This window comes from Saccharothrix ecbatanensis (assembly GCF_014205015.1).
Classification (GTDB): domain Bacteria; phylum Actinomycetota; class Actinomycetes; order Mycobacteriales; family Pseudonocardiaceae; genus Actinosynnema; species Actinosynnema ecbatanense.
The window spans coordinates 6,230,773-6,254,454 of the sequence record NZ_JACHMO010000001.1 but is presented as its reverse complement, the minus strand read 5'-3'; the positions used below and the strand labels follow the sequence as shown (position 1 = coordinate 6,254,454).

At 68.6% G+C, this 23,682-nt stretch carries 21 protein-coding genes and 1 tRNA gene; 19 read left to right on the top strand and 3 right to left on the bottom strand.

Annotation, left to right across the window (positions count from 1 at the left end; all coding sequences use genetic code 11):
* Positions 1–13 precede the first annotated feature (13 nt).
* The 8 genes from F4560_RS26695 to F4560_RS26660 all read left to right on the top strand — a co-directional run bounded on the left by F4560_RS26695 (position 14) and on the right by F4560_RS26660 (position 8,270).
* A complete protein-coding gene (locus F4560_RS26695) occupies positions 14–958 on the top strand; it encodes an MBL fold metallo-hydrolase (RefSeq protein WP_184924315.1) in 945 nt (314 codons plus the stop codon).
* On the top strand, positions 955–1,557 hold the full coding sequence (locus F4560_RS26690) for a carboxymuconolactone decarboxylase family protein (protein ID WP_184924313.1): 603 nt from the start codon (positions 955–957) through the stop codon (positions 1,555–1,557). The genes F4560_RS26695 and F4560_RS26690 overlap by 4 nt, the downstream gene beginning before the upstream one ends.
* Positions 1,558–1,592: 35 nt before the next feature.
* Positions 1,593–2,816: a cytochrome P450 family protein gene (locus F4560_RS46290; protein WP_312869491.1), complete on the top strand. Its 1,224-nt coding sequence runs from the start codon at positions 1,593–1,595 to the stop codon at positions 2,814–2,816.
* 36 nt (positions 2,817–2,852) lie between these two features.
* A complete protein-coding gene (locus F4560_RS26680) occupies positions 2,853–3,503 on the top strand; it encodes a DUF2867 domain-containing protein (protein ID WP_221483656.1) in 651 nt (216 codons plus the stop codon).
* Between the two features lie 66 nt (positions 3,504–3,569).
* Entirely contained in the window at positions 3,570–4,787 is a 1,218-nt protein-coding gene (locus F4560_RS26675; RefSeq protein WP_312869490.1) for a cytochrome P450 family protein, read from the top strand.
* Positions 4,788–4,850: 63 nt separating this feature from the next.
* The gene (locus tag F4560_RS26670) at positions 4,851–5,501 is read left to right on the top strand and encodes a DUF2867 domain-containing protein (protein WP_221483655.1); all 651 of its coding nucleotides are present in this window, start codon (positions 4,851–4,853) and stop codon (positions 5,499–5,501) included.
* A gap of 127 nt (positions 5,502–5,628) precedes the next feature.
* Positions 5,629–6,666 carry a methyltransferase gene (locus F4560_RS26665; protein ID WP_184924312.1) on the top strand — a complete coding sequence of 346 codons (1,038 nt, stop codon included), beginning with the start codon at positions 5,629–5,631 and terminating at the stop codon, positions 6,664–6,666.
* 47 nt (positions 6,667–6,713) lie between these two features.
* On the top strand, positions 6,714–8,270 hold the full coding sequence (locus tag F4560_RS26660) for an aspartate aminotransferase family protein (RefSeq protein ID WP_184924310.1): 1,557 nt from the start codon (positions 6,714–6,716) through the stop codon (positions 8,268–8,270).
* Positions 8,271–8,379: 109 nt separating this feature from the next.
* Here the strand turns inward: F4560_RS26660 and ccrA are convergent, their stop codons facing one another.
* Both ccrA and F4560_RS26650 read right to left on the bottom strand, forming a co-directional pair.
* The gene (gene ccrA, locus F4560_RS26655; RefSeq protein WP_184924308.1) at positions 8,380–9,609 is read right to left on the bottom strand and encodes a crotonyl-CoA carboxylase/reductase; all 1,230 of its coding nucleotides are present in this window, start codon (positions 9,607–9,609) and stop codon (positions 8,380–8,382) included.
* A gap of 160 nt (positions 9,610–9,769) precedes the next feature.
* Complete coding sequence (locus F4560_RS26650; RefSeq protein WP_221483654.1) at positions 9,770–10,867, bottom strand: NAD(P)-dependent alcohol dehydrogenase; 1,098 nt, start codon at positions 10,865–10,867, stop codon at positions 9,770–9,772.
* A 709-nt stretch (positions 10,868–11,576) separates the two neighbouring features.
* Here F4560_RS26650 and F4560_RS26645 point away from each other — a divergent pair.
* The 11 genes from F4560_RS26645 to F4560_RS26595 all read left to right on the top strand — a co-directional run bounded on the left by F4560_RS26645 (position 11,577) and on the right by F4560_RS26595 (position 23,506).
* A complete protein-coding gene (locus F4560_RS26645) occupies positions 11,577–12,563 on the top strand; it encodes a 3-oxoacyl-ACP synthase III family protein (RefSeq protein WP_184924306.1) in 987 nt (328 codons plus the stop codon).
* 35 nt (positions 12,564–12,598) lie between these two features.
* A complete protein-coding gene (locus F4560_RS26640) occupies positions 12,599–13,489 on the top strand; it encodes a 3-hydroxybutyryl-CoA dehydrogenase (RefSeq protein WP_281391958.1) in 891 nt (296 codons plus the stop codon).
* 250 nt (positions 13,490–13,739) lie between these two features.
* The gene (locus F4560_RS26635) at positions 13,740–15,266 is read left to right on the top strand and encodes an ABC transporter substrate-binding protein (protein ID WP_184924304.1); all 1,527 of its coding nucleotides are present in this window, start codon (positions 13,740–13,742) and stop codon (positions 15,264–15,266) included.
* A gap of 5 nt (positions 15,267–15,271) precedes the next feature.
* Positions 15,272–16,204 carry an ABC transporter permease gene (locus F4560_RS26630; RefSeq protein WP_184924302.1) on the top strand — a complete coding sequence of 311 codons (933 nt, stop codon included), beginning with the start codon at positions 15,272–15,274 and terminating at the stop codon, positions 16,202–16,204.
* Entirely contained in the window at positions 16,201–17,076 is an 876-nt protein-coding gene (locus tag F4560_RS26625) for an ABC transporter permease (RefSeq protein ID WP_184924300.1), read from the top strand. The genes F4560_RS26630 and F4560_RS26625 overlap by 4 nt, the downstream gene beginning before the upstream one ends.
* Positions 17,073–18,047: an ABC transporter ATP-binding protein gene (locus tag F4560_RS26620; RefSeq protein ID WP_184924298.1), complete on the top strand. Its 975-nt coding sequence runs from the start codon at positions 17,073–17,075 to the stop codon at positions 18,045–18,047. The genes F4560_RS26625 and F4560_RS26620 overlap by 4 nt, the downstream gene beginning before the upstream one ends.
* Positions 18,044–19,042: an ABC transporter ATP-binding protein gene (locus F4560_RS26615; RefSeq protein WP_184924296.1), complete on the top strand. Its 999-nt coding sequence runs from the start codon at positions 18,044–18,046 to the stop codon at positions 19,040–19,042. Before F4560_RS26620 ends, F4560_RS26615 begins: the two co-directional genes overlap by 4 nt.
* A 77-nt stretch (positions 19,043–19,119) precedes the next feature.
* Positions 19,120–19,818 carry an NUDIX hydrolase gene (locus tag F4560_RS26610; protein WP_184924294.1) on the top strand — a complete coding sequence of 233 codons (699 nt, stop codon included), beginning with the start codon at positions 19,120–19,122 and terminating at the stop codon, positions 19,816–19,818.
* 201 nt (positions 19,819–20,019) lie between these two features.
* Positions 20,020–20,883 carry a 5'-methylthioadenosine/S-adenosylhomocysteine nucleosidase gene (locus tag F4560_RS26605; protein ID WP_221483653.1) on the top strand — a complete coding sequence of 288 codons (864 nt, stop codon included), beginning with the start codon at positions 20,020–20,022 and terminating at the stop codon, positions 20,881–20,883.
* Positions 20,880–22,871 carry a hypothetical protein gene (locus F4560_RS26600; RefSeq protein ID WP_184924290.1) on the top strand — a complete coding sequence of 664 codons (1,992 nt, stop codon included), beginning with the start codon at positions 20,880–20,882 and terminating at the stop codon, positions 22,869–22,871. Before F4560_RS26605 ends, F4560_RS26600 begins: the two co-directional genes overlap by 4 nt.
* A gap of 17 nt (positions 22,872–22,888) precedes the next feature.
* On the top strand, positions 22,889–23,506 hold the full coding sequence (locus F4560_RS26595) for a hypothetical protein (protein WP_184924288.1): 618 nt from the start codon (positions 22,889–22,891) through the stop codon (positions 23,504–23,506).
* 78 nt (positions 23,507–23,584) lie between these two features.
* Here the strand turns inward: F4560_RS26595 and F4560_RS26590 are convergent.
* Positions 23,585–23,659, bottom strand: a tRNA-Arg gene (locus tag F4560_RS26590).
* Between the last annotated feature and the right edge of the window lie 23 nt (positions 23,660–23,682).

The window sequence follows — 23,682 nt, the reverse complement described above, 5'->3', positions numbered from 1 at the left end:
AGGAGGTTCTTCCGTGACCATTCCCTACACCACCGGCGTGCACCGGCTCGCCAACGACACCTACGCCTACCTTCAGGGCACCTGCGCCACCGGCTACAGCAACGCGGGCCTGGTGGTCAGCGGTGACGAGGCGTTGCTGGTGGACACGCTGTACACCCTCGACCAGACGCGGGACATGCTGGGCGCCATCGCCGCGTCGGCGCCCGGGTCGGACATCTGCTGGGTGGTGAACACGCACCACGACGGCGACCACTGGTGGGGCAACCAGCTCGTGGCCGACGCGGTGATCGTGTCCTCCACCTCGGCGGCGCAGACCATGCGCAAGGCCGGTCCGGAGACCGTGGTCCCGTACCTGTCCCCGGAGACCGACCCGCGGCTGCGCGCGATCCTGGAGCCGTTCGACTTCGCCGGCATCAAGCCGACGTACCCGACGGTCACCTTCAGCGGCGAGCTGGAGCTGACCGTGGGCAAGCGGACCGTGCGGGTGCTCGAGGTCGGTCCGGCGCACAGCGTCGGCGACGTGATCGTGCACGTTCCGGACGAGCGCGTGGTGTACGCGGGCGACATCCAGGTCTTCGGCAGCCACGGCGTCGTCCACAGTGGACCGATCGCCAACTTCATCAAGGCGTGCGACACGATCCTCGGACTCGACGTCGACACAGTCGTCCCCGGTCACGGCCCGGTTGGCGGCAAGGCCGAGGTCGTCCAGGTCCGCGACTACCTGGAGCGGGTGCAGGCCCACGCCACCGCCGCCCACCAGCAGGGCAAGACCCCGATCGAGGCGGCCCGCGAGTTCGACTTCGCCGAGTTCGCCGACCTCGAGTACGGCGAGCGGGTGATCCTCAACATCGGCGCGGTGTACCGCGAGCTGAACGGCGACGGCACCCCCGGACCGGGCGCGATGCTGCACGACATGGTTGACCTGGAGGAGACGTTGAAGGCGAAGGTGACCGCGTGACCGTTCAGCAGACCACCGCGCCGCGGATGGCGCCCGCTCCGGCGGAGCAGGTCCGTCCGCTGATCGGGATGCCCGCCGACACGCCGGCCGACGTGAACCCGGACGGCCCCATGCCGACCAAGCCGGCCAACGCGGTGATCAACATCCTCGGCGTCCTGGGCAACCACCCGGCGCTGTTGAGCGGCGTGCTGCCGATGCTCACGGCGCTCGGCGAGGGCAAGCTCCCGCTGCGCGACAGCGAGTTGGTGGTCCTGCGGGTCGCCTACGTGCTGCGTTCACGCTACGAGTGGGCGAACCACCTGGTCATCGGCAAGTGGTCCGGCATCACCGAGGACGAGATCGCCCGGATCCCGGCCGGTCCGGACGCGCCCGGCTGGTCCGAGCACGACGCCGCCCTGCTGCGCGCGGTGGACGAGTTGCGCGGTCCGGAGGCCCGGCTGTCCGACTCGACGTGGCAGCGGCTCTCGGCCACCTTCGACCAGGAGCAGATGCTGGAGGTGCTGGTGACCGTCGGCGCGTATTCGATGCTCGCCTACATCCTGAAGTCCTGCGATGTCGCGATCGACGACTGGTTGCCCGAACCGGCAGACCTGCCGTAGCCCGTGCGTGACAATCGTCGGTACAGCCAAGGAAGGTGAGAACGATTACTCAGGCCACCAGAGTCGTGAAGGAAGAAGTCATCGGGTCGGACTTCTTCGACGACCCGCACAAGTACTACCGCCGCTGGCGCAAGAACGGTCCCGTCTTCCGGGTCGTCCGGCCCAACGGCCTGCCGCACTGGATGGTCATCGGCTACGACGAGGCGCGCAACCTCCTCGCCGATCCGCGGATGCGCAAGGACGTCACCGAGCTCTACGAGATCCTGCGCAGCGTCTCCCCGGACGGCAAGGGCGCCGGCGCGTCCGAAGACCTGTCGTCGCACATGCTGAACAGCGACCCGCCGGAGCACACGCGGCTGCGCAAGCTGGTCAGCCGTGAGTTCACCGGTCGGCGCATCGCCGCCCTTCGCCCGCGCATCGAGGAGATCACCAAGAACCTCCTCGACGAGATGGAGGGCAAGGACGAGGTCGACGTGATCGAGGACCTGGCCGGTCCGCTGCCGGTCATGGTGATCTGCGAGCTGCTCGGCGTCCCGTACGAGGACCGGGACGACTTCCAGAAGTGGTCCAAGATCCTGCTGGACGCCGATCCGAACGTGGACACGGCCGCGATCTCGCAGAAGATGAGCGACTTCCTCGAAGGCCTGATGGTGGCCAAGCGGGCCGAGCCCGGTGACGACCTGCTGTCGAGCTTGTGCGTCAACGGCGAAGAAGCCGACCGGCTCAACACCAAAGAGCTGGTCGCCATGGCGTTCCTGCTCCTGGTCGCCGGGCACGAGACCGCGCTGCACCTGATCGGCAACGGCATCTACATGATGCTGAAGGACCGGGACGCGCTGGAGTCGCTGCGGGCGAACCCGGACCGGATCCCCGCCGCGACCGAGGAGGTGCTGCGCCAGTTCGGCCCGGTGGGCTGGGCGACGATGCGGTTCACCGACGAGGACGTCAAGATCGGCGCCGTCACCATCCCGGCCGGACAGCTCGTGGCGATCTCCCTCGACGCCGCCAACCACGACCCGAAGATCACGCCCGAGGCGCCCCGGCTGCACCAGGTGGACGAGAACCCCAAGCACCTGGCGTTCGGGCACGGCATGCACTTCTGCCTCGGCGCGCCGCTGGGCAGGCTGGAGGCGAACGTCGCGTTCACCCAGCTGCTGCAGCGGTTCGGCGGGATGCGGCTGGCGGACCCGGAGTTCTTCCCCGAGTGGCGGCTCGGCTTCATGCGCGGCTTCACCTCCCTGCCGGTCCGCTTGAAGTGAGTCCGCGGTCGAGCAGCTGAACCGAAGGGGCATTCGATGTTGAGCCGGATCACCGGTGCGGTGGAGGACTTCTTCTCTCTGCGCATTCCCAAGGAGGAGTTCACGTCCCGGCCGTGGCGCATCCACGAGCTGCTCGACGACGGGTTCCGCGTCGAGGACGTCTGGGCGCTGCCCACGCCCGGTGGCCCGGACGACCTCGACACGCTGGTGCGGTACGCCGCGTCGGCGGACAACGAGACGTTGACCTCCAACGTGGCCGTCCGCGAGCTGTTCGCCCTGCGGTGGAAGCTGGGCGAGCTGCTGGGGTGGGACGAGGAGAAGCAGCAGGTCGGCAAGCGGGTGGCGTCGCTGCGCGACAACCTGCCGGAGGACCTGCTGGACGGCGAGCGCGGGCCGGACATGGCGCTGACGCCGTTCAAGTCGGTGTTCCAGACGCACGACGAGTGGACGGCCGAGTTCTCCGCGTCCATGGGCCACATCGTCATGCACCACGGGTGGGTCCAGGGCGAGGACGGCAAGCACTACTCCCAGATGACGTCCCTGGTGAAGACGTACGGGGTGTTCGGGGAGCTGTACATGGCCTCCATCAAGCCGATCCGCTACCTGGTGCTGTACCCGATGCAGTTCCGGTCGATCCGCGAGGTCTGGCCGAAGGTTTTGCGGGAGTGGTCGACGAGCCGGGGGTGACCCGGGATCCGAGCACGCCGTCGCCCCGGTGCACACCGCGCCGGAACTGTGAGAACGAACGAAAGGGTGAGGACGATTACTCAGGCCACCGAAGTCGGCGTCGAGGACGTCGGCGCGGACTTCTTCGCCGACCCGCACAAGTACTACAACGCCTGGCGCGAGAAGGGCTCGGTCATCCGGGTCCGCAGGCCCAACGGCCTGACGCACTGGCTGATCATCGGTTACGACGAGGCCCGTGCGGCCCTCGCGGACCCGCGGATGCGCAAGAACGTCACCGGTCTCTACGAGATCCTGCGCCGGGTCGCGCCGGAAGGCAGTGTCGGCGCCTCGGAGGCGCTCGCGGGCCACATGCTCAACAGCGACCCGCCGGAGCACACCCGGCTGCGCAAGCTCGTGAGCCGTGAGTTCACCGGTCGGCGTGTCGCCGGCCTGCGCCCGCGCATCGAGGAGATCACCAAGAACCTCCTCGACGAGATGGAGGGCAAGGACGAGGTCGACCTGATCGACGACCTGGCCGCGCCGCTGCCCGTCATGGTGATCTGCGAGCTGCTCGGCGTTCCGTTCGAGGACCGCGCGCAGTTCCAGAAGTGGTCGAAGCTGCTGCTCGACGCCGACCCGAGCGTCGACATGGCCGCGGTGTCCAAGCAGATGAGCGAGTACCTGGCCGCCCTGCTGGCGGCCAAGCGCGCCGAGCCCGGTGATGACCTGCTGTCCGGGTTGCTCGCCGACGGCGAGGACGGCGACCGGCTCACCATGCCCGAGCTGATCTCGATGACGTTCCTGCTGCTGGTGGCCGGGCACGAGACGGCGCTGCACCTGATCGGCAACGGCGTCTACATGATGCTGAAGGACCAGGAGGCGCTCGACGCGCTGCGGGCGGACCCGGACAAGATCCCGGCCGCGACCGAAGAGGTGCTGCGCCAGTTCGGCCCGGTCGGCTGGGCGACGACCCGGTACACCGGCGAGGACGTCGAGATCGGTGGCGTCACCATCCCCGAGGGCGAACTGGTGTGCGTCTCGCTCGACGCCGCCAACCTCGACCCCGCGGTCAACCCCGAGACGACCCGGCTGCACCTCGTCGAGGACAACCCCAAGCACCTGGCGTTCGGGCACGGCGTCCACTTCTGCCTCGGCGCGCCGCTGGGCAGGATGGAGGCGAACGTCGCGTTCACGCAGCTGCTGGAGCGGTTCGGCGGGATGCGGTTGGTGGACCCGGAGTTCGTCCCCGTGTGGCGGATGAGCTTCATGCGCGGTTTCACGTCCCTGCCGGTGCGACTGCGTTGAGTCGCGCTCCGGTTCAGGGATCGAAAGGGCAGGACTGAGATGGGAATCGGTGTCATCGCATCGGTGAAGCGCTTCTTCGCCTTGCGCGTCCCGAACTCGGAGTTCGTGGACCGGCCGTGGCGGATCCACGAACTCCTCGACGCCGGGTTCAGGGTCGAGGACGTGTGGGGATGTCCGACGCCCGGTGGTCCGGACGACCTGTCGACCTTGGTGTACTACGCCGCCTCCGCCGAGAACGCGACGCTGCAAACCAGTCCCGCGGTCCGCTGGTTGTTCTCTTTGCGGTGGAAGCTCGGCAAGCTGCTCGGCTGGGACAAGGACGAGCAGCAGGTCGGCAAGCGGGTTGCGTCGCTGCGCGACAACATGCCGGAGGACCTGCTGCACGGCGAGCGCGGGCCGGACATGGAGCTGGCGCCGTTCAAGTCGGTGTTCCTGACGCACGACGAGTGGACGGCGGAGTTCTCCGCGTCCATGGGCCACATCGTGATGCACCACGGGTGGGTCAAGGGCGAGGACGGCCAGTACTACTCCCAGATGACGTCCCTGGTGAAGCCGTACGGGGTGTTCGGGAAGCTGTACATGATGGCGATCAAACCGCTGCGGTACCTGGTGGTGTACCCGTTCCAGTTCCGGGTGATGCGGCGGGTGTGGCCGGACGTCCTGCGGGACTGGCGGCAGCCGCGCACCGAGTCCGCGGAGTCGGAAGGCACATGAGGGCACGCTGACAGGCGCCTGATGCGGCGATCGCGGATGAACGGGAAGCCGTCCGCGATCGCCGGTCCGCACGCCGCCGGCGACGCCCCGCACAGTCATCGCGTGATCATGCAAGACGGGAAGATTCATGACTGAGACGAAGCACAAGCAACAGCTGTTCGACTTGGTGTTCGGGCACATGGCCGCGCAGACGGTGGCCACCGCGGCACGCCTCGGGGTGGCCGACTCGCTCGGCGACGACGCGCGGACGGGCGAGGAACTCGCCGCCGCGATCGGCACCGACGCCTCGGCGACGACCCAGTTGTGCCGTGCGCTCGCCACGCTGGGGATCCTGACCCAGGCGGAGTCCGGGCACTTCCGGCTCACCGAGACCGGCGCCCTGCTGCGCACCGACCGGGCCGACTCGTTCCACTCGTTCGCGCGGGTGTTCACCGACCCGGCCATCAGCTCGGCGTGGGGTGAGCTGGACGACGTCGTGCGCACCGGCAACAGCTCCTTCCCGACCGTCCACGGCAAGTCGTTCTTCGAGTACGTCGCGGGCGACCCGAACCTGTCGGCGAACTTCCCCGTGGCCCTGCGGCAAAGCGCCGCGCAGACCGCGGAAGCGCTGCCGGACAGCTACGACTTCTCCGCTTTCGACACGGTGGCCGACATCGGTGGCGGCAGCGGCGCGGTGCTCGCCTCCGTGCTGGCCGCGAACCCCGGCCTGCGCGGCATCCTGTTCGACTCCGCCCCGGCGGTCGCCCAGGCCGACGCGACCCTGAAGGCGGCCGGAGTGGCCGACCGCTGCACCGTGGTCTCCGGCGATGTCGTAGCCGAAGTTCCCGCCGGCGCCGACCTCTACCTGATCAAGAACGTCCTGCACCACGGCGACAACGACCGCGCCGTCACCGTGCTCGGCAACATCAGGCGGGTGATCCCGGCGCACGGCCGACTGCTGATCGTCGACCCGGCACTGCCGGAAACCGTCGACGGCTCCCTCCCGGACACGATGTACCTCAGCGATCTCCACATGCGGGTCATCGGCGGCGGCAAGGGGCGCACCCAGGCCGAGTTCGCGGGCCTCTGCGTCCGGGCCGGCTTCACCGTCACCAAGTTCGCCCTGCTGCCCGCGCCGATGGCCTTCTCGCTGATCGAGGCGGTCCCCGGCGACAGCGACAGCTGACACGGCAATCCAGAAAACCGTCCTAACCTCGTAACCGGAGATAAAACATGGACTCCACCATCGGTTCGCCGGAATTCGCGGACTCGTTCATGGTCGAAAGGCTGAACGAGTACGGCCTCGCGGTGCGCTTCCAGCGCGCGGAGGGCAACAAGCTGTACTACGTCGCCGATGACGGCACCGAGGTCGGAGTCCTGGACGGTGTCAGCGGGTTCGGCTCGCTGATGTTCGGGCACAACAACCCGGAGATCGTCGAGCACGCCAAGTGGGTGCTGGACCAGCAGACCCCGGTGCACGCGCAGATGGGCGGCTACTCGTACGCGCTGAACCTCGCCACCGAGCTGAACAAGATCGTCCGACGTGAGCTCCAGACCGAGGACAAGTTCTTCGCCCAGTTCGGCAACACCGGCGCCGAGGCCGTCGAGATCGCGATCAAGCACGCCGAACTCGACCGCGGCATCCGCATCGCCGGGTTGAAGGGCGGGATCGAGGCGAACATCGCGCAGGCGCGCGCCGCCGTGTCCGAGGGCGCCACGATCTCCGAGGCCGCCGCGGCGATCGCGGGCGGCCAGGACATGGACCGCCTCGTCGCCGAGGTGACCCGGCGCAACGCCGAGACCGAGGCCCGTCCGGCGCAGTTCCTGGCGCTGGAGGGCGGTTTCCACGGCAAGCTCATCGCCAGCGTCCAGCTCACCTACAACCCGGGCCTGCGCGGGCCGTTCAGGGCCCTCGCCGCGCAGGCCACGTTCGTCCCGCGCGACCAGCCCGACATGATCGCGAAGGTCATGGAGCAGGACCGCGCCGCCCTGCTGGACCTCGTGGTGCAGGACGGCGTCGTCGACGTCGTGGAGCGGGACTTCCCGGTGTTCACGGCGTTCCTGGTCGAGCCGATCATGGGCGAGGCCGGCATCTACCCGCTGACCGCCGAGCACGCCGTCGCGCTGCGCGAAGCGTGCGACACGTACGGCGTGCCGCTGATCGCCGACGAGGTCCAGTCCGGCATGGGCCGCTCCGGCACGTTCCTCGCGGGGACGCAGATCGGCCTCAAGCCCGACTACATCGTGCTCGCCAAGGCGCTCGGCGGCGGTATCGCCAAGCTCGGCGTGGTGCTGATCAACGAGCACATCTACCACAAGCCGTTCGAGTTCATCCACAGCTCGACCTTCGCCAAGGACGGCTTCTCCACCCGCATCGCCCTGAAGGTGCTGGAGATGCTGGAGGCCGAGGACGGCAAGGCGTACAAGCTCGCCGCCGAGCGGGGCGCCAAGGCCAAGGCGACCATGGAAGCGATCAAGGCCGACTACCCGGAGATCGTCAAGGAGATCCGCGGCCAGGGCCTGATGCTGGGCTTCGAGTTCCACGACCAGGCCGGGTCGGCGTCGGCGAAGATCCGTGAGGCGAACGAGACCTCCGTGCTGCCGCTGCGGATCCTCGGGCACCTGATGCGCAAGCACGACTTCCGCATCGCCCGCACCGCGAGCGGCCCGTGGACCATGCGCTTCGAGCCGTCGATCTTCCTGACCGACGAGGAGATCGCCACGGTCGACGCGGCGTTCCGGGACGTCTGCGAGATCCTGCGCAGCGAGGACGTCAGCCGCTTCGTGTGATGTGAAAAGCGCGGGACTCCTGTTTGGAAGTGGTCCTCACGGATCCACTTCCCAGGAGTCCCGCGCTTTTGGCACGAGACGCGGCCCTTCACGGGCTACGAGCGGTGGTTCACTGCTCCGCGGGCGTGTTGATCCGCACCGCCATGTTCCCGTACGGGTGCTTGTTCTCGTACAGCATCTGGTGCGCCAAGCCGATGTCGGTGAACTCGCCGGTCCACGACAGGCACGGGTCGAGCACGCCGTCGGCGGCGAGCTGGATCACCTGGCGGCACTGCCGCAGGTTGGCGTAGTGCGAACCCTGAAGGCGCTTCTGCCGCATCCACAGGTACCGCAGGTCGACATCCGCGTTGTACCCGCTGGTGCCGCCGCAGATCACGACCATGCCGGCCGTGTCGCACAGGTACATCGACGTCGGGATGGTGTCCTGGCCGGTGTGCTCCAGCACGATCCGCGGCGCGCGGCGCTCGCCGAGCACCTCCCAGAACTTCTTGCCGAACGCACGGGCGCCACGCGTCCAGTCGGCCATCGCCTTGGCGTCACGGATGTCGGGCAGCCGTCCCCAGTGGTCGAACTCCTTGCGGTTGATGTAGCCCTTCGCGCCGAGGTCGATGCACCGCTTGCCGCGGTCGTCGTCGGACACGACGGCGATCGGGATGCCGCCGCGGTGCCGCGCGATCTGGATGGCCATCGAGCCGAGTCCGCCCGCGCCACCCCAGATCAGCACCGGGTCACCGGGCTCGACGGTGTTGGGGTGCCACCCGACCAGCTGGTTGTAGGCGGTCGGGCCGGTGAGCAGGAAGCTGGCCGACTCCTCCCACGACAACCCCTTCGGCTTGGGGTGGCACTGCAAGTCCTTCACGAGCGCGAACTGGGCGAAGGAACCGAAGTTGGTCTCGTAGCCCCACGCCCGCATGGTCGTCGAGGCGTTGCCGTCGAAGCCCATCCGGACGTCGTCGGCGCCCTCGTCCCAGACGCCGGAGGACAGCACGACCTCGTCACCCACGGACACCGAGGAGACTCCCGGACCGACGGCCCAGACGACGCCCGATCCCTCGGAACCGCCGATGTGGAAGTCCTCCGCGGCCCCTTCCTTCTGCCGCGACGCCACGACGTCGACCGGGTACCCGAGCGCGGCCCACACGTTGTTGTAGTTGATGCCGGCCGCCATCATGTACACGAGGACTTGGCCGTGGCCGACCTGCGGCACGTCGACCAGCTCGGTCTCGAAGGCCTTCTCCGGCGGGCCGTACCGCTCCGCCCGGATGACCGACGCGTACATCCGGGCCGGGACTTCGCCGAGCGGCGGTCGCTCGCCGAGCTCGAAGTGGTCTGAAGTCATGTGAATCTCCTTGAGATGGGCATGTTCCCGATTCTGTCCACCGCGATCGCCCCCGGCCGCGATCGGAAGATCCGCGCGAAGCTCTTCGGCTGGAGACCCCGATTCATCGTCCACACAGGACATGGGGCTGTGCACGGCCACAAGTGGCCGTCGGTACTGCTTAGTCCATCACGAGTACGGGCTTGACGACCCGGCCTTCCAATGATGCCTGCTCGGCTTCGTTGATCTGGTCGAACGGGAACTTCTCCAGCATGCGGTCGAAGGGGAAGCGCCCGTCGCGCCAGAGCTGGATCAGCTGCGGGATGAAGGTCTGCGGGTCCGCGTCGCCTTCGACCACCGAGACGAGCTGCTTGCCGTTCAGCGTCTGCCCGTCGAGCACGAGGTCGCCGGCCTGGATCCCGACGGACGCGCAGACGCCCCGGGACCGCATGCTCTGGATGGCGGACACGATGACGGCGGGCACCCCGGTCGTGTCGATGCAGTAGTGCGTGCCCTGGTCGGTGAGCTTCCGGATCTCGGCCACGACGGCCTCGTTGTCGCCGCCCAGGATCGTCGTGGTGGCACCGAGTTCGGCCGCCAGTTCGAGCCGCGACGGGTGGAGGTCGACGGCGATGATCGACGCCGCGCCGGCTGCCTTCGCGGCGAGCAGCGCTGCCAAGCCCACCGAGCCGACACCGAAGATGGCGACCGACGAACCGGGCTGCACGTCGAGCACGTTGAGCACGGTCCCGGCGCCGGTGATGATCCCGCAACCCAGCGGCGCCACCACGTCCAGCGGCAGCTCGCGGTCGACCACCACGGCGCTGCGCGCGTCGACGACGGTCCTGGTGGCGAACGTCGACTGGCCGAACCAGCGGGCCATGACCGGCTTGCCGTCGCCGTCCGTGGCGGTGGCGCCGCCGCTGCCGAGCATCCCCAGGATGTTGCGCGGGAGGAAGGTCTCGCAGTACGAGGGGTGGTTTTCCGTGCACTGTGAACAAGTGCCGCAGTAGGCGAAGGTCAGCACGACGTGGTCGCCGACCTCGATCCCGGACACGTCGGAACCGATCCACTCAACCACACCGGCGGCCTCGTGTCCGGTGATCATGGGTAACTTCTCCGCCAACTTCGGGTTTCGGGCAACCGCGTCGCTGTGGCAGAAGCCGGTCGCGGCGACCCGCACGACGATCTGATCCTCACCGGGTTGATCGAGGGTCACTTCCTCGATTGTGTAAGGCCGGTCACCGGCCCTGAGCACCGCGGCGGAAGCACTGATCATCGGTTGTTCCTCTTCAGAATGTGAGTGGTGACAAGGGTCACGGACGCCAGGCACATTACTGGCCCCGACGTGGTCGGTGGGGTGCGTCGGAGAACACTGCTTGGGAAACCGCGAAGTCCACCACGTTCCGCCGAATACCGCTGGTGAGGCCGTCACGTCGGACAGTCACCACTTTCGTGCCCGCACGGCGCGGAACTCGATCTACAAAGCCAAGTTGTCGACCCGACGCCGACGGCGCGACGTCGTGGACCCGCGCTGATCAAAGGGCTGCGGCCGCCGCGGAAGCCGTTGTCGGCAGGTAGGGGGAACGGCATCGCGGTCCACGTGACGTGGACTCGTCGTCAGTGCCGCGCGGTAACCGTGAACGCCTGTCGACGGCCCTTCCGCGGTGGCGCGAGTCCCTTCGGCTTTCCGATGCGGGGATGTCACATCCGCCCACTTGGCCGGTTCCTTTGAGGACAATGGAGTACGTGCCGCCCGTCGGGTCAAGCGGACCCAGGTCGCGGCATCGTGGTCAATCGCAAGGAGTCCGGGGCTCGATGGTGACCCCGGCGACGACTCGGGCCGGGCGAACGACGGCTGTAGTAAGGTGCGGGCTCCGGGGTTGGGTGTCACCGACCGACCCCTGCCCGCTGGCGCGGATTGGCGCGAACCGGCGAAATCCGCTACGAGGCACGACTTACCGGACTCTGGGGGATAGAGAAGCGCCGTGGCTATTGGCATCTTAGGCACTGGGTCTTACGTGCCAGAGCGGGTTGTGACGAACGACGACATCGTCGCGTTGGTACCGGACGCGGCACCCGAGTGGATCCTGCGCAAGACCGGGATCGAGACGCGCCGCTGGGCCGCCGAGGACGAGGCGACGTCCGACCTCGCGGCGCACGCGGCGCGGCGGGCGCTGGAGCACGCGGGGCTCCCGGTCGAGCGGATCGACCACCTGATCGTCTCCACGTCGACCGGCGACTTCCCGCAGCCGCCGACCGCGACCCTCGTGCAGCACCTCATCGGTGCGACGGGCGCGGCGTGCCTCGACATCAACGTCGTCTGCGCCGGTTTCGTGTACGGCCTGGAGCTCGCCCGCGCGCTGGTCGGGGCCAGGCCCGGCTCGCACGCGCTGGTGATCGGCGCCGACCTGTACTCGCGGATCCTCAACTTCGACGACCGCCGCACGTCCGTGCTGCTCGGTGACGGCGCCGGCGCGGCCGTGATCGGCGAGGTGCCCGACGGTCGCGGGTTCATCGACTTCGACCTCAGCAGCTACGGGGACGCCCAGGACCTCATCAAGGTGGAGGCGGGTGGCAGCCGGAACCCGGCGACCGCCGAGACCGTGGCGAACGGCGGGCACCTCTTCACCATGCAGGGCCGCGGTGTCCGCGACTTCGTCATGGACAACCTGCCCCCGATCCTGGAGAAGCAGCTCTCGCGGGTCGGCCTGACGACCGACGACGTGGACTGCTTCGTGCCGCACCAGGCGAACGGCGTGCTGCTGCGCGAGCTGGTCGAGCGCTGCAACCTGGGCCGCGCGCACACCCACCTCGTCGTCGAGAAGTACGGCAACGTCGGCAGCGCCTCGGTTCCCGTCGCGTTGGACGACGCCGTCCAGTCCGGACGGATCAAGGACAACGACCTGGTGCTGCTGGCCGGTTTCGGTGGCGGCATGTCGGTCGGTTCCGGCCTGATCCGGTGGTCGTCGTGAACGCTGATCCAGTGGTCGTTGGGAACGCTGATCCGTTGGTCGTTGGGAACGACGTGCGGCGGGTCGGCGTGGTGGGCTGCGGGCAGATGGGCGCCGGGTTCACCGAGATCTGCGCGCGCCAGGGCCTGGACGTCCTCGTCTTCGCGTCGAGCGAGGCCTCGGTCGCGCGTGGTCGGGAGCGGCTTCAGGGCTCGCTCGACCGCTTGGTGAAGAAGGAGAAGATCGACACCGCCGAGCGCGACGCCGTGCTCAGCCGGGTGTCGTTCACGATCGAGCTGAAGGACCTCCGGGACCGCGACTTCGTGCTGGAGGCGATCGGGGAGAACCTGGCGGACAAGACCGCCGTGTTCGCCACGCTCGACGCGGCGATCGAGGACCCGACGGCCGTGCTCGCGTCGACCACCTCGTCCATTCCGATCATGAAGATCGCCGCCGCCACGTACGACCCGAGTCGGGTCGTCGGCGTGCACCTGTTCAACCCGGTCCAGGTGATGCCTTTGGCCGAGGTGATCGGTTCGCTGCGCACGTCGGAGGCCACGCTCGCCCGGACCGTCTCGTTCATCGGGGACACGCTGGGCAAGAAGGTGGTGCGCGCCAAGGACCAGACCGGGTTCATGGTCAACACCTTGTTCGTGCCGTACCTGATGTCCGCGGTGCGGATGCTGGACGCGGGCGTGGCCACCGCCGAGGACATCGACCGCGGCATGACCGGAGGCTGCGGCCACCCCATGGGACCGCTCGCGCTCATCGACCTGATCGGCCTCGACACCGTCGTCGCCGTCGGGGAGGCGATGTACGAGGAGACCAAGGAACCGCTGCACGCGCCGGCGCCGTTGCTGCTCCGGATGATCGAGGGCGGTTTCCTCGGCCGCAAGAGCGGGCGCGGCTTCTACGAGTACGCGACGGGTTCCGGCAAGCGCGTCTGACCCAGGCGAGCAAGGCAAAGGCCCACTGGGCGGCTTGGGCTGCTCAGCGGGCCTTTGTGCGAAGTGCCCATTTACGCGTGGATTTTTCACTATTCGGACCACGGCAGTGTGTCGTCTGCCGGTGCGTACAGACCTGTCGCAATGGTGCGATCGGCTGTCGCAGCGGTGAGAATGAGGGAGCAGGATGTTCCAGTCGACCGGAAGGTTCCGTTGGAGGAGAAGCGCTTTCGCCGCAGTCGCGGTGCTGAGCGTGATCCTCTCGGGTTGTAGTGGCGGGGGCAAGTCACCCGCGTCGTCCGATGCGTCCGCGGGGCCGGCCGACCCGAACGCCACGCTGCGCTTCAGCTTCGCGACCGACGCGAGCAAGAACTACGACCCGGTGACCGCGGCGAACCCGTTCGTCAACACGTTCCTGCTGCCCGCCTACGACCGCCTCTTGGACATGGATTCCAAGGGCAAGGTCGTGCCCATGCTCGCGGAGAAGACGGCACTCTCCGATGACGGCCTGACGCTGACCCTGACGTTGCGCGAGGGCGTCGTCTTCCACGACGGCACGCCGTTCGACGCGACCGCGGTGAAGGCGAACATCGAGCGGGCCAAGACCGCCGAACGCTCCACGCTGAAGCCCGAGCTCGCCGTCGTCACCGCGGTCGACGTGGTCGACCCGCGCACGGTCGCGCTGAAGCTGTCCGCGCCGACGGCGTCGCTGCCGGCCCAGCTCGCCGACCGCGCGGGCATGATGGTCTCGCCGCAGGCCTTCGCCAAGCCCGACCTGGCCCTCGCGCCCGTCGGCACCGGCCCGTACCGGGTGGTGGAGGGTGGCCAGCCCGGCGTGCTGGTGGTCTACGAGCGCTTCGACAAGTACTGGAACGCCTCGGCCACGGCGCAAGCGGTCAAGCGCATCGAGCTGAGCATCCAGCTCAACCCGGAGACGCGGCTGCGGTCGACCGGCGCGGACGAGTTCGACGCGACGATGATCAACCTCGACCAGTTCAAGGCCGCGTCCGACACCAAGTTGCAGGTGCTCTCGCAGCAGGGCGCCGGCGCGTTCCAGGTCTACCTGAACATGAGCAAGAACCCGGCGCTGGCCAAGCCCGAGGTGCGGGCCGCGCTGTCCATGGCACTCGACCGCGACGGCATCTCGAAGGCCCTTCTCGGTGGGCAGTGCACGCCGTCGGCGCAGATCTTCCCGAAGGACTACTGGGCCGCGGCGCCGGACCTCGGGCCGGACGCGGCGAAGTTCGACGTGGCCGCCGCCAAGAAGAAGCTCGCCGAGGCCGGCTTCCCGGACGGCTTCACCATGTCGATGGCGTCGGTCAACGTGGCGCCGTACTCGACGGTGACCGAGGCCATCGCGGCCCAGTTGCGCGAGATCGGCGTGACCGTCGAGCTGAAGATCGCCGAGCCGGCGCAGGTGATGGCCGGGTTCGTCGGGCAGAAGACCGTCGACTCGTACGTGTCGCTGTGGCCCGGCGCGGTCGACCCGGCGCAGACCGTCGCGTCGCTCTACCTCCCCGGCGGCCCGCTCAACCCGGGCGGCGTGCCGGACGAGGAGATCACCCGCCTGGCGCGTGAAGGCCAGGCCACGCCGAACGGCGAGGCGCGGGAGAAGGTCTACCAGAAGATCGCGGCCAGGGCCGTGGCGCTGACCAGCCACCTGCCGGTGTGCAGCGCGCCGCTGGTGCTGATGGCTTCGACCAAGGTGCGGGGTCTGACCACCACCGTCGCCGGGGCGATCGACCTGCGTGCCGTTCAGCTCGCCGGGAGTGCTTCCTGATCCGGATGGTGATGGGTCGCCTGGCCGCGCTGGTGCTGCTGGCGTGGGTCGTCTCGGTCGCGGTGTTCTCCTTGGCACTGCTCATCCCGGGCGACCCGACCAGCACGCTCCTGGGCGACCAGGCGACTCCCCAGCAGGTTGCGACGCTGCGCGCGAGCCTCGGCCTGGACGACCCGGTGCTCGTCCGCTACGGCGACTGGCTCGGCGGGGCGCTGCGCGGTGACCTGGGCACGTCGATGCTCACCAGCTACGAGGTCACGCAGGCGATCTCGGACCGGATCGGCGTCACCGTCTCGCTGGTGGTGCTGTCGCTCGTCGTCTCCGTGGTGGTCGGCCTGCTGATCGGGGTGTTCGCGGCGGTCCGGCCGGGCGGCCTGTTCGACCGGATCGCGCTGATGACCTCCTCGGTGGGCATCGCGATGCCGAACTTCTGGCTCGGCCTGGTGCTGGTGACGTTCCTCGGCGCCGAGTTGGAGCTGTTCCCGACCAGCGGCTACGTCGACCTCGGTGAGGATCCCGGGCTGTGGGCGGCGCACCTGGTCCTGCCCGTGCTGACGCTCGCGGCCGGGGGTGCGGCGGAGATCGCGCGGCAGACACGGGCGAGCGTGGCCGACACGTTGCAGCTGGACTTCGTGCGCACGCTGAACGCCAAAGGGCTCTCCCCGATCAGCGTGATCGGCAAGCACGCCCTGCGGACGGCGATGATCCCGGTGGTGACCGTGATCGGGCTCCAGGTCAGCCGGTTGTTCGGGCTGTCGGTGCTGGTGGAGGCGGTGTTCGGGCTGCCCGGCATCGGCTCGCTGATGGTGAGCGCGGTGTTCGAACGTGACATCCCCATGGTGCAGGGGACCGTCCTGGTGACCACGCTGGTGGTCGTCGTGGTGAACCTGCTGGTCGACCTGTCCTATCGCTGGCTCAACCCGAAAACGGCGGCATGACCGTGGATGCGGAGAAGGACCGGCCGGAGTCCGCGTTCCGGGCGTTCCGGCGCCGGTTCGCGCGCAAGCGCATCGCGGTCGGCATGGCCGTGGTGCTGGCGGTGATGGCGGTGATCGCGGTCTTCGGCCCGTGGCTCACCCCGCAGGACCCCAACGCCCAGACGTTGCTCGACCGGCTCTCCCCGCCCGGCGCGGAGCACTGGCTCGGTGCCGACGACCTCGGCCGTGACGTCGCGTCGAGGCTGATCGTCGCCACCAGGGTGACTCTCTACGCGGGCGCGCTGGCCACGGCCGTCAGCCTCGCGATCGGGCTGCCGTTCGGGCTGCTCGCCGGCTACCTGCGTGGCTGGGTCGACGCCGTGCTGAGCCGGGTGGCCGACGCGTTGATGGCGATCCCGCCGCTGTTGTTCGCGCTGGCGATCCTGGCCGTGCTCGGCCGTGGCGTCACCAACGCGATGATCGCCGTCGGCGTGACGATGGCGCCGCAGTTCTACCGCGTGTCCCGCGGCGTGGCGCTGGCGATCCGCGAAGAGACGTTCATCGAGGCGGCACGCTCCATCGGCTGCCCGACCCCGCGGATCATGCGGACCCACGTGCTGCCCAACATGCTCTCGCCGTTGATCGTGCAGGTCTCGATGACGATGGGCTTCGCGATCCTGATCGAGGCCAGCCTGTCGTTCCTCGGGCTCGGCGTGCAGGCCCCGGACGCGTCGTGGGGCTCGATGTTGCAGCGCTCCACCCAGTTCGCGGCCGACGCGCCGTGGCTGGTGCTGCTGCCGGGCCTGGCGATCCTGCTCACGGTGCTGGCGTTCAACACCGTCGGCGACGCCCTGCGCGACTCGGTCGGCCGCGAGAACCGGAGGCTCGGATGAGCGTGCTGGAGGTCCGGGACCTCGTGGTCGAGGTCGCCGCCGCGGACGGGCCGCTCGTCGTCGTGGACGGGGTGAGCCTGTCGGTCGACGCGGGCGAGACGCTCGGGCTCGTCGGCGAGTCGGGTTCGGGCAAGACGCTCACGGCGCTCGCGGTGATGCGGCTGCTCGGGTCGTCGGCTCGGATCTCCGGCGGGCAGGTGCTGCTTGAGGGCGTCGACCTGACCAAGTTGGACGAGCGGCGCATGCGCGGGGTGCGCGGTGGTCGGATCGGGATGGTGTTCCAGGAGCCGATGACGGCCCTCGACCCGGCTTACACCGTCGGGGAACAGGTGGCCGAGACTGTGCGCCGGCACCTGAAGTTGTCACGCAAGGACGCGTGGGCGCGGGCGGTGGCGCTGCTGGACCGGGTCGGCATCCCGTCGGCGGAACGGCGTGCGCGGGACTACCCCCACCACTTCTCCGGCGGTATGCGGCAGCGAGTGGTGATCGCGATGGCGTTGTCGTGCGAACCGGTGGTGCTGCTCGCCGATGAGCCCACCACCGCCCTGGATGTGACGGTCCAGGAGCAGATCCTCACGCTGCTGGCCGAGCTGCGTGACGAGTCAGGGCTGGCACTGCTGTTCATCTCGCACGACTTCGGGGTGATCGCCGACATCTGCGACCGGGTGGCCGTGATGTACGCGGGTCAGGTGGTCGAGACCGCTCCGGTGCGCGAGCTGTTCGCCACCCCGCGCCACCCGTACACCGACGCGTTGCTGCGCTGCGTGCCAGGTGCGGAGGTCGGTCGTCTGGCGACAATCCCTGGCACCGTACCGGGTTTCGACGCCTTGCCGCCGGGTTGCCGATTCGCTCCCCGCTGCGCACACACCACGCCGTCGTGCGTGGCCGGCCCTGTCGCACTGGAGGTCGTGGACCAGGCACACCAGGCCCGGTGCGTCCGGCTCGCCGAGCTGATGGAGACCCCGTCATGACCTTGTTGCAGGTGCAGGGGCTGACGAAATCGTTCCCCACCAACCATTCCGGCCTCTTCCGCCGTCGGCCGCGGATCCACGCGGTCCGGGACGTGTCGTTCACGATCGAGCGCGGACGGACGCTGGGCATGGTCGGCGAGTCGGGTTCGGGTAAGTCGACCACCGCGCGACTGCTGCTGGGACTGCTACGCCCGGACTCCGGCGCCGTGCACCTGGACGGCGCCGACGTGCTGGCGGCCCGAGGCGCCCGCCTGCACACCCTTCGTCGCCGAATGCCCATGGTGTTCCAGGACCCGTACTCGTCTCTGGACCCGACATGGGTGGTGCGTGACATCGTCACCGAGCCACTTCGCCTTGTAGGACAACGAGATCGCACTGTCTTGGCCGCGAGGGCCGACGAGCTGCTCGAACTGGTAGGCCTGACATCGGCGTTCGGCAGGCGCTATCCGCACGAACTGTCCGGCGGCCAACGGCAGCGAATCGCGCTGGCACGAGCGCTGGCGTGCGACCCGGACCTCGTCGTGCTGGACGAAGCAGTCGCCGCACTGGACGTGTCCACCAGGGCAGGCATCATCGGACTTTTGCAGGACTTGCAGGACCGACTGGGCGTCGCCTACCTGTTCATCTCCCACGACCTGGCACTGGTCCGAGTGGTCAGCCACGACACAGCGGTCATGTACCTGGGCCGAATCGTGGAAACCGGCCCGACCGCACAGGTCTACGCCACCCCGGCCCACCCGTACACCAAAGCCTTGATCGCAGCAGCCCCCATCCCGGACCCGGTAGTCCAACAATCCCGCCCCCGACCACCCGTGCAAGGCGAAGTCCCCAGCGCCCTGTCGATCCCCCCAGGCTGCCCGTTCCACCCCCGCTGCCCACTGGCAACCGCCATCTGCCGCACCACCGAGCCGCCCCAAGTAGCGCTATCCCCCCACCACACAGCGGCCTGCCACCACCCCCTCATCCCACAGCCCGCGCTCGACGTCACGCCGTGAGAACACCGGCCGACTACAGGACTCGCTAGTCCATCGGTGATCGAACGGGGGAGGCCCCCGGTAGGTAATCTCCGTGCATGAGCCGCGCACGTCAGACGGTCACCCTCACCGCCGACCTGGTCATCCTGACCATTCGTGACGGCGTGTTGAGCGTGCTGCTCGTCGAGCGCGAGAACGAGCCGTTCCAGGGCCGGTTGGCGTTGCCCGGCGGCTTCCTGCGCGGCGACGAGTCACTGGAGCGGACCGCGGCGCGGGAGCTGGCAGAGGAGACCGGCCTCGACGCCGGGGCGTTGCGGCTGCGGCAGGTGGGCGTCTACTCGGCACCCGACCGGGACCCTCGGCGTCCCCGCGTGGTGACCTGCGCCTACCTCGCCATCGCCCCTGACCTGCCGGTGCCGGTCGCGGGTTCGGACGCGCGCGCCGCCCGGTGGGTACCGGTCGCGGAGGCCGCGACCGCCGGGTTGGCGTTCGACCACGACCTCATCCTGGCGGACGCGGTGGAACTGGCACGCACGCTCCTTCAGTTCAGCACGATCGCGACGGCCTTCTGCGGCCCGGAGTTCACCATCGGTGACCTGCGTGAGGTCTACGAGGCCGTGTGGGGGGTCGGGCTGGACAAGCCGAACTTCCACCGCAAGGTCACCGACGCCGACGGCTTCGTCGTGCCCACCGGTGGCAAGCGGCCGTCGCCCAGCGGCAGGCCCGCCGCCCTGTACCGCGCGGGTGGGGCCACGGAACTGGTCCCGCCGATGACGCGGCCCCGGTTGGGGACATAAGCGAGTTCTTGTCACTTTGACCATTGGCTTCGTATGGGCGCTTGTGTCCATCGCCGGTTCCTGTCAGCATGACAATAAGTGCGACGCCCGGCTCGGCCCTGTACCGCTGTCACGTCGTGCTCGATCTCGTCGTACGCCTTGTGGCGTGCGTTCCCCGAGTCGTCCTCGACCACGTTGGAGTGAGAACCCGTGATTGTGATCATGACCGCCTTGGACGTGGAACGTGCGGCCGTGCTGGAGCACCTGGTCGATGTACGTCCGCATCGGCACCCGTCCGGCACCGTGTTCGACGTTGGCACGGTGGCGGGCCATCCGGGGCACGGGGTCGCGGTGGCGTTGACCGGGGCGGGCACCACCGCGGCGGCCACCCTCACCGAGCGGGCCAACGCCGAATTCGCTCCCGCCGCCATGGTGTTCGTCGGCGTAGCGGGCGGTCTGCGCGACTGGCTGGCGATCGGCGATGTCGTCGTCGCCACCAAGATCTATTCCTACCAGGGCGGGCGCAGCGAGGAAGACGAATTCCTGGTGCGTCCTTCCGCCTGGTCGATCTCGCACCGCCTCGACCAGGAGGCCAGAAGGCTGTTGCGCGGCAACGCCTGGCACTCATTCCTGCCGGACCGTGCCGACGAGGACGCGCCGGTCGCATACTTCGAGCCCATCGCCGTCGGCGACGTCGTGCTCAACTCCCGCACTTCGGACCTGGCCCGCAGGCTGCGGGTCTCCTACAACGACGCGGTGGCCGTCGATATGGAGGGCTCCGGTTTCGCGCACGCGGCCCATCTGGGCAACCAGGTGCACGCTGTGGCGGTGCGCGGTATCAGCGATCACGCCGACGGTGGCAAGGCCGCGGCGGACCGGGCGGGTGGACAGCGGCTCGCGGCCCGCAACGCCGCGGCGTTCGCCATCGCCCTGATCGCCGGGCTCGAGCCGGACGAGGACGGTCCCGGCGGTGAGAGGCCGCGATCCGCGAGCCCGGTGATCCACAACACGAACACCGCGCGGGACAACGCCCGCGTCGGGCAGCAGATCGGCGTCAACTTCGGCTCCACGCGGGGCTTCCGGTGATCGAGGACGCGGTCGACGTCGACATCGAGAACCAGAACGTCGCCTCCGGCAACGCCCACGTCGACCAGCAGATCGGCGTGCAGTACGTGGTGGAGAGCGTCTACCACAACGCGACCATTTACCGCGTGAGCAAGGAGGACAAGCCCGAGCGCAGGCACAAGGTCGCGCTGGCCTATCTGACGGGTGGTGTCCCGCGCAGCGCCGAGGGTCTGTTCCGTGAGCTGGTCTTCAACGGCCACCCGTCGACCGAAAGCGCCTACTACTACGTGCTCTCGGTGCTCAGCGATCGTGGCTTCGGGGATCTGACGACGGAACTGGTCACCGGCATCCACGACGCCTGGAAGCTCTGCGAGTCGTTACCGGAGGACAGTTGGAAGCGGGCCCATCGCGTCGTCCGGGAACTCCTCGACCACATCCGGTCGAACAACGCCGACCAGTCATTCACGGCGGTGACCGCCTTCGGCAGGTTGTCCGCCGAGCGGCAGGACGAGATCAGCAGACATCTCTCGATGCTGATGGACGGCCTGGTCGAGCATCAGTTGAATGCCAGGCGCAAGCACAAGGTCGGCGCCGAGCGGGTTTCGGGCGATCGCCCCGGACGAGCGTGGAAGTTCTTCGAGCCCGACCCTCTACCACCCACCCGGTACCAGCCCCGGATGCTCCTCAAAGGCACCAAAGACCACAAGCGCGCGATCATCGGAACCGCGTTCGCGGTGCTGGCGTTCCTCAGCCTGTTCTTCGGTCCTATGACGTTCTCCCTTTGGGGCGGGGTGCTGCTGCTGGTCGTGGGCTGTGCCGTCATGGCCCGTTACGGCATCGAGCACACCGTGCACCTGCTGAACGTCACTCTCCGGCGTGACACCGCGGATCCCGAGGAAGGGCAGGCCGGACCGACGGACGTCGACAAGCTCGTCGAACGTTGCTTCTGTGATGCGCGCCCCGAGTACGCCAAGGACTGGTCGAACTACGCCATCGGGTACCGCACACGCCTCAAGCAGCGGTTCAACGCCCAGTTCCGGTCCGACGACCAGGACGTCAAACAGCTGAAGTGGCTGTTCGACTGGCATGCGCGGCGGGTCGCCCAGCGGTGGCCGCACCACGATCCGCACGGCCGGCTGGAACCCCCGGCTCCCGGCGGCGCCCGCCTCTGGCAGGCCGCCGTCGCCGTGATCACGGTGGCAGGTCTGCTCGTGCTGCTGCTCGTGGCAGAGCGCTGGCAGGTCTTGCCCATCGCGGTGGGCGGTTGGTTCGGCCTGCCGGCTCTGGTGGAGGTCGTCGCCGCCCGCCGCGCCGCCGTACTCCCGATCAAAGAGGCGAACGAGTTGTTCGACGAGGAGATGGCGGAGTACCACCGGTGGCGGAAGGAGTTGGAGGACCGCCCGTCCGACAGCGATATGGCCCGGTGGCTGGCCCTCGACAAGGCGCACTTCAGGGCCGAGGCGTTGCGCGCGGGCAACATCGCCGAGCAGGACCTCGTCTCCCACGTGGTCATCACCCAACTGGCGCCGGGCGCCCGACTGGGGCGAGTGCGTCACGGACCGCCGCGCTACACCAAGTACCGGGTCACCGTCATCCTGCTGACCCGGCACGGTGTCCGAGCATCGCGCCTGTTCTTGGACTTCAACTCCGGTGAGTCCAAGAACGAGAACTGGGACGTCTTCGGGTATGACCGCATTGCGTCCGCTTCACTGCGCGTGGTGGAGAGATCGGCCAGGAAGGTTCCAGGTCAGCCTCCGGGCAAAGTGCGCTATCGCGAGTTCAGCCTCCGCCTGCTGGACGGCGCGGAGATCATCAAGGTCAACGAGCGCCTCGGCATCGAGAACGACACCGAGGTCGACGACGAAGTGGAACTGGAGCGACTCGCCGCTGCCACCACCGGGATGGACGCGGCCCTCCCGGTCCTGGAGGCCGTCGCCCACCAGGGCCCCGCCTGGATCGCCCTGGAGCACAGCCGCCGAAGCCTGTGGTCACGTACCTGGTCGGACTGAAGGAGCGATGACAGACGATGAAGACCCGAATTGGTGGGACCACTCCCGAAGACTTGGTCAGGGAAGTCCTGCTCGCGGAGTACGACGCCCTCAAAGCCGAGCAGAAATCGCGCATCGCGTTACGGGACCGGCTGATGTACACCGCGCTCGCCGCGCTTACCGCGACGCTGGCACTGGTGCTCCAGCCGGCCGGTCGGCCGCACCTGCTTCTGCTGCTGCCGCTGGTGTGCGTCGTCCTGGGTTGGACCTACCTCGCCAACGACCAGAAGATCTCGGCGATCGGTAGGTACTTGCGACGACACCTGGCCCCCGCGCTGGCAGCCATCGACGGCCGCGTGGGTGAGGTGTTCGTGTGGGAGTCCGTCCACCGGCGCGACCGGCTTCGGCGGCTCGACAAGTTCTTGCAGCTGATGGTGGACCTGCTGATCTTCGTGGTGCCGTCGCTGTTGGCCACCGCGCTCTACTGGGCGGTCGACGTGCGCGCCGACCTGCTGGCCGTGTCGATCGCCGAGGCGGTGGTCACCCTTGGCTTCGCGGTCCGCGTCGTCGTCGCCGCTGACCTGTCGACCAAGGACCGGGAAGGGGTGGCATCGCCACTCCTCAGCGCACAACCAGCCGTAGAGCACCGGATATGACCGGACACGGCCGGACGCACGAGTAAGGCCCTTGACCGCGTTCGCGCTGGTCAAGGGCCTTTTCGTGGTGGTGAGAGATGGTGCCCCCGGCAGGATTCGAACCTGCGCTCCCGCCTCCGGAGGGCGGTGCTCTATCCCCTGAGCTACGGGGGCCGTAGCTACGGGTGAAAGCTTAG

Bases quoted from the DNA above. Each gene is read 5' to 3' on its own strand.
- F4560_RS26680 (WP_221483656.1), top strand. From the start codon at position 2,853: ATGTTGAGCCGGATCACCGGTGCGGTGGAGGACTTCTTCTCTCTGCGC.
- F4560_RS26610 (WP_184924294.1), top strand. From the start codon at position 19,120: ATGAGCCGCGCACGTCAGACGGTCACCCTCACCGCCGACCTGGTCATC.
- F4560_RS26630 (WP_184924302.1), top strand. From the start codon at position 15,272: ATGGTGATGGGTCGCCTGGCCGCGCTGGTGCTGCTGGCGTGGGTCGTC.
- F4560_RS26660 (WP_184924310.1), top strand. From the start codon at position 6,714: ATGGACTCCACCATCGGTTCGCCGGAATTCGCGGACTCGTTCATGGTC.
- F4560_RS26605 (WP_221483653.1), top strand. From the start codon at position 20,020: ATGACCGCCTTGGACGTGGAACGTGCGGCCGTGCTGGAGCACCTGGTC.
- ccrA (WP_184924308.1), bottom strand. From the start codon at position 9,609: ATGACTTCAGACCACTTCGAGCTCGGCGAGCGACCGCCGCTCGGCGAA.
- F4560_RS26620 (WP_184924298.1), top strand. From the start codon at position 17,073: ATGAGCGTGCTGGAGGTCCGGGACCTCGTGGTCGAGGTCGCCGCCGCG.
- F4560_RS26625 (WP_184924300.1), top strand. From the start codon at position 16,201: ATGACCGTGGATGCGGAGAAGGACCGGCCGGAGTCCGCGTTCCGGGCG.
- F4560_RS26650 (WP_221483654.1), bottom strand. From the start codon at position 10,867: ATGATCAGTGCTTCCGCCGCGGTGCTCAGGGCCGGTGACCGGCCTTAC.
- F4560_RS26665 (WP_184924312.1), top strand. From the start codon at position 5,629: ATGACTGAGACGAAGCACAAGCAACAGCTGTTCGACTTGGTGTTCGGG.
- F4560_RS26615 (WP_184924296.1), top strand. From the start codon at position 18,044: ATGACCTTGTTGCAGGTGCAGGGGCTGACGAAATCGTTCCCCACCAAC.
- F4560_RS26595 (WP_184924288.1), top strand. From the start codon at position 22,889: ATGAAGACCCGAATTGGTGGGACCACTCCCGAAGACTTGGTCAGGGAA.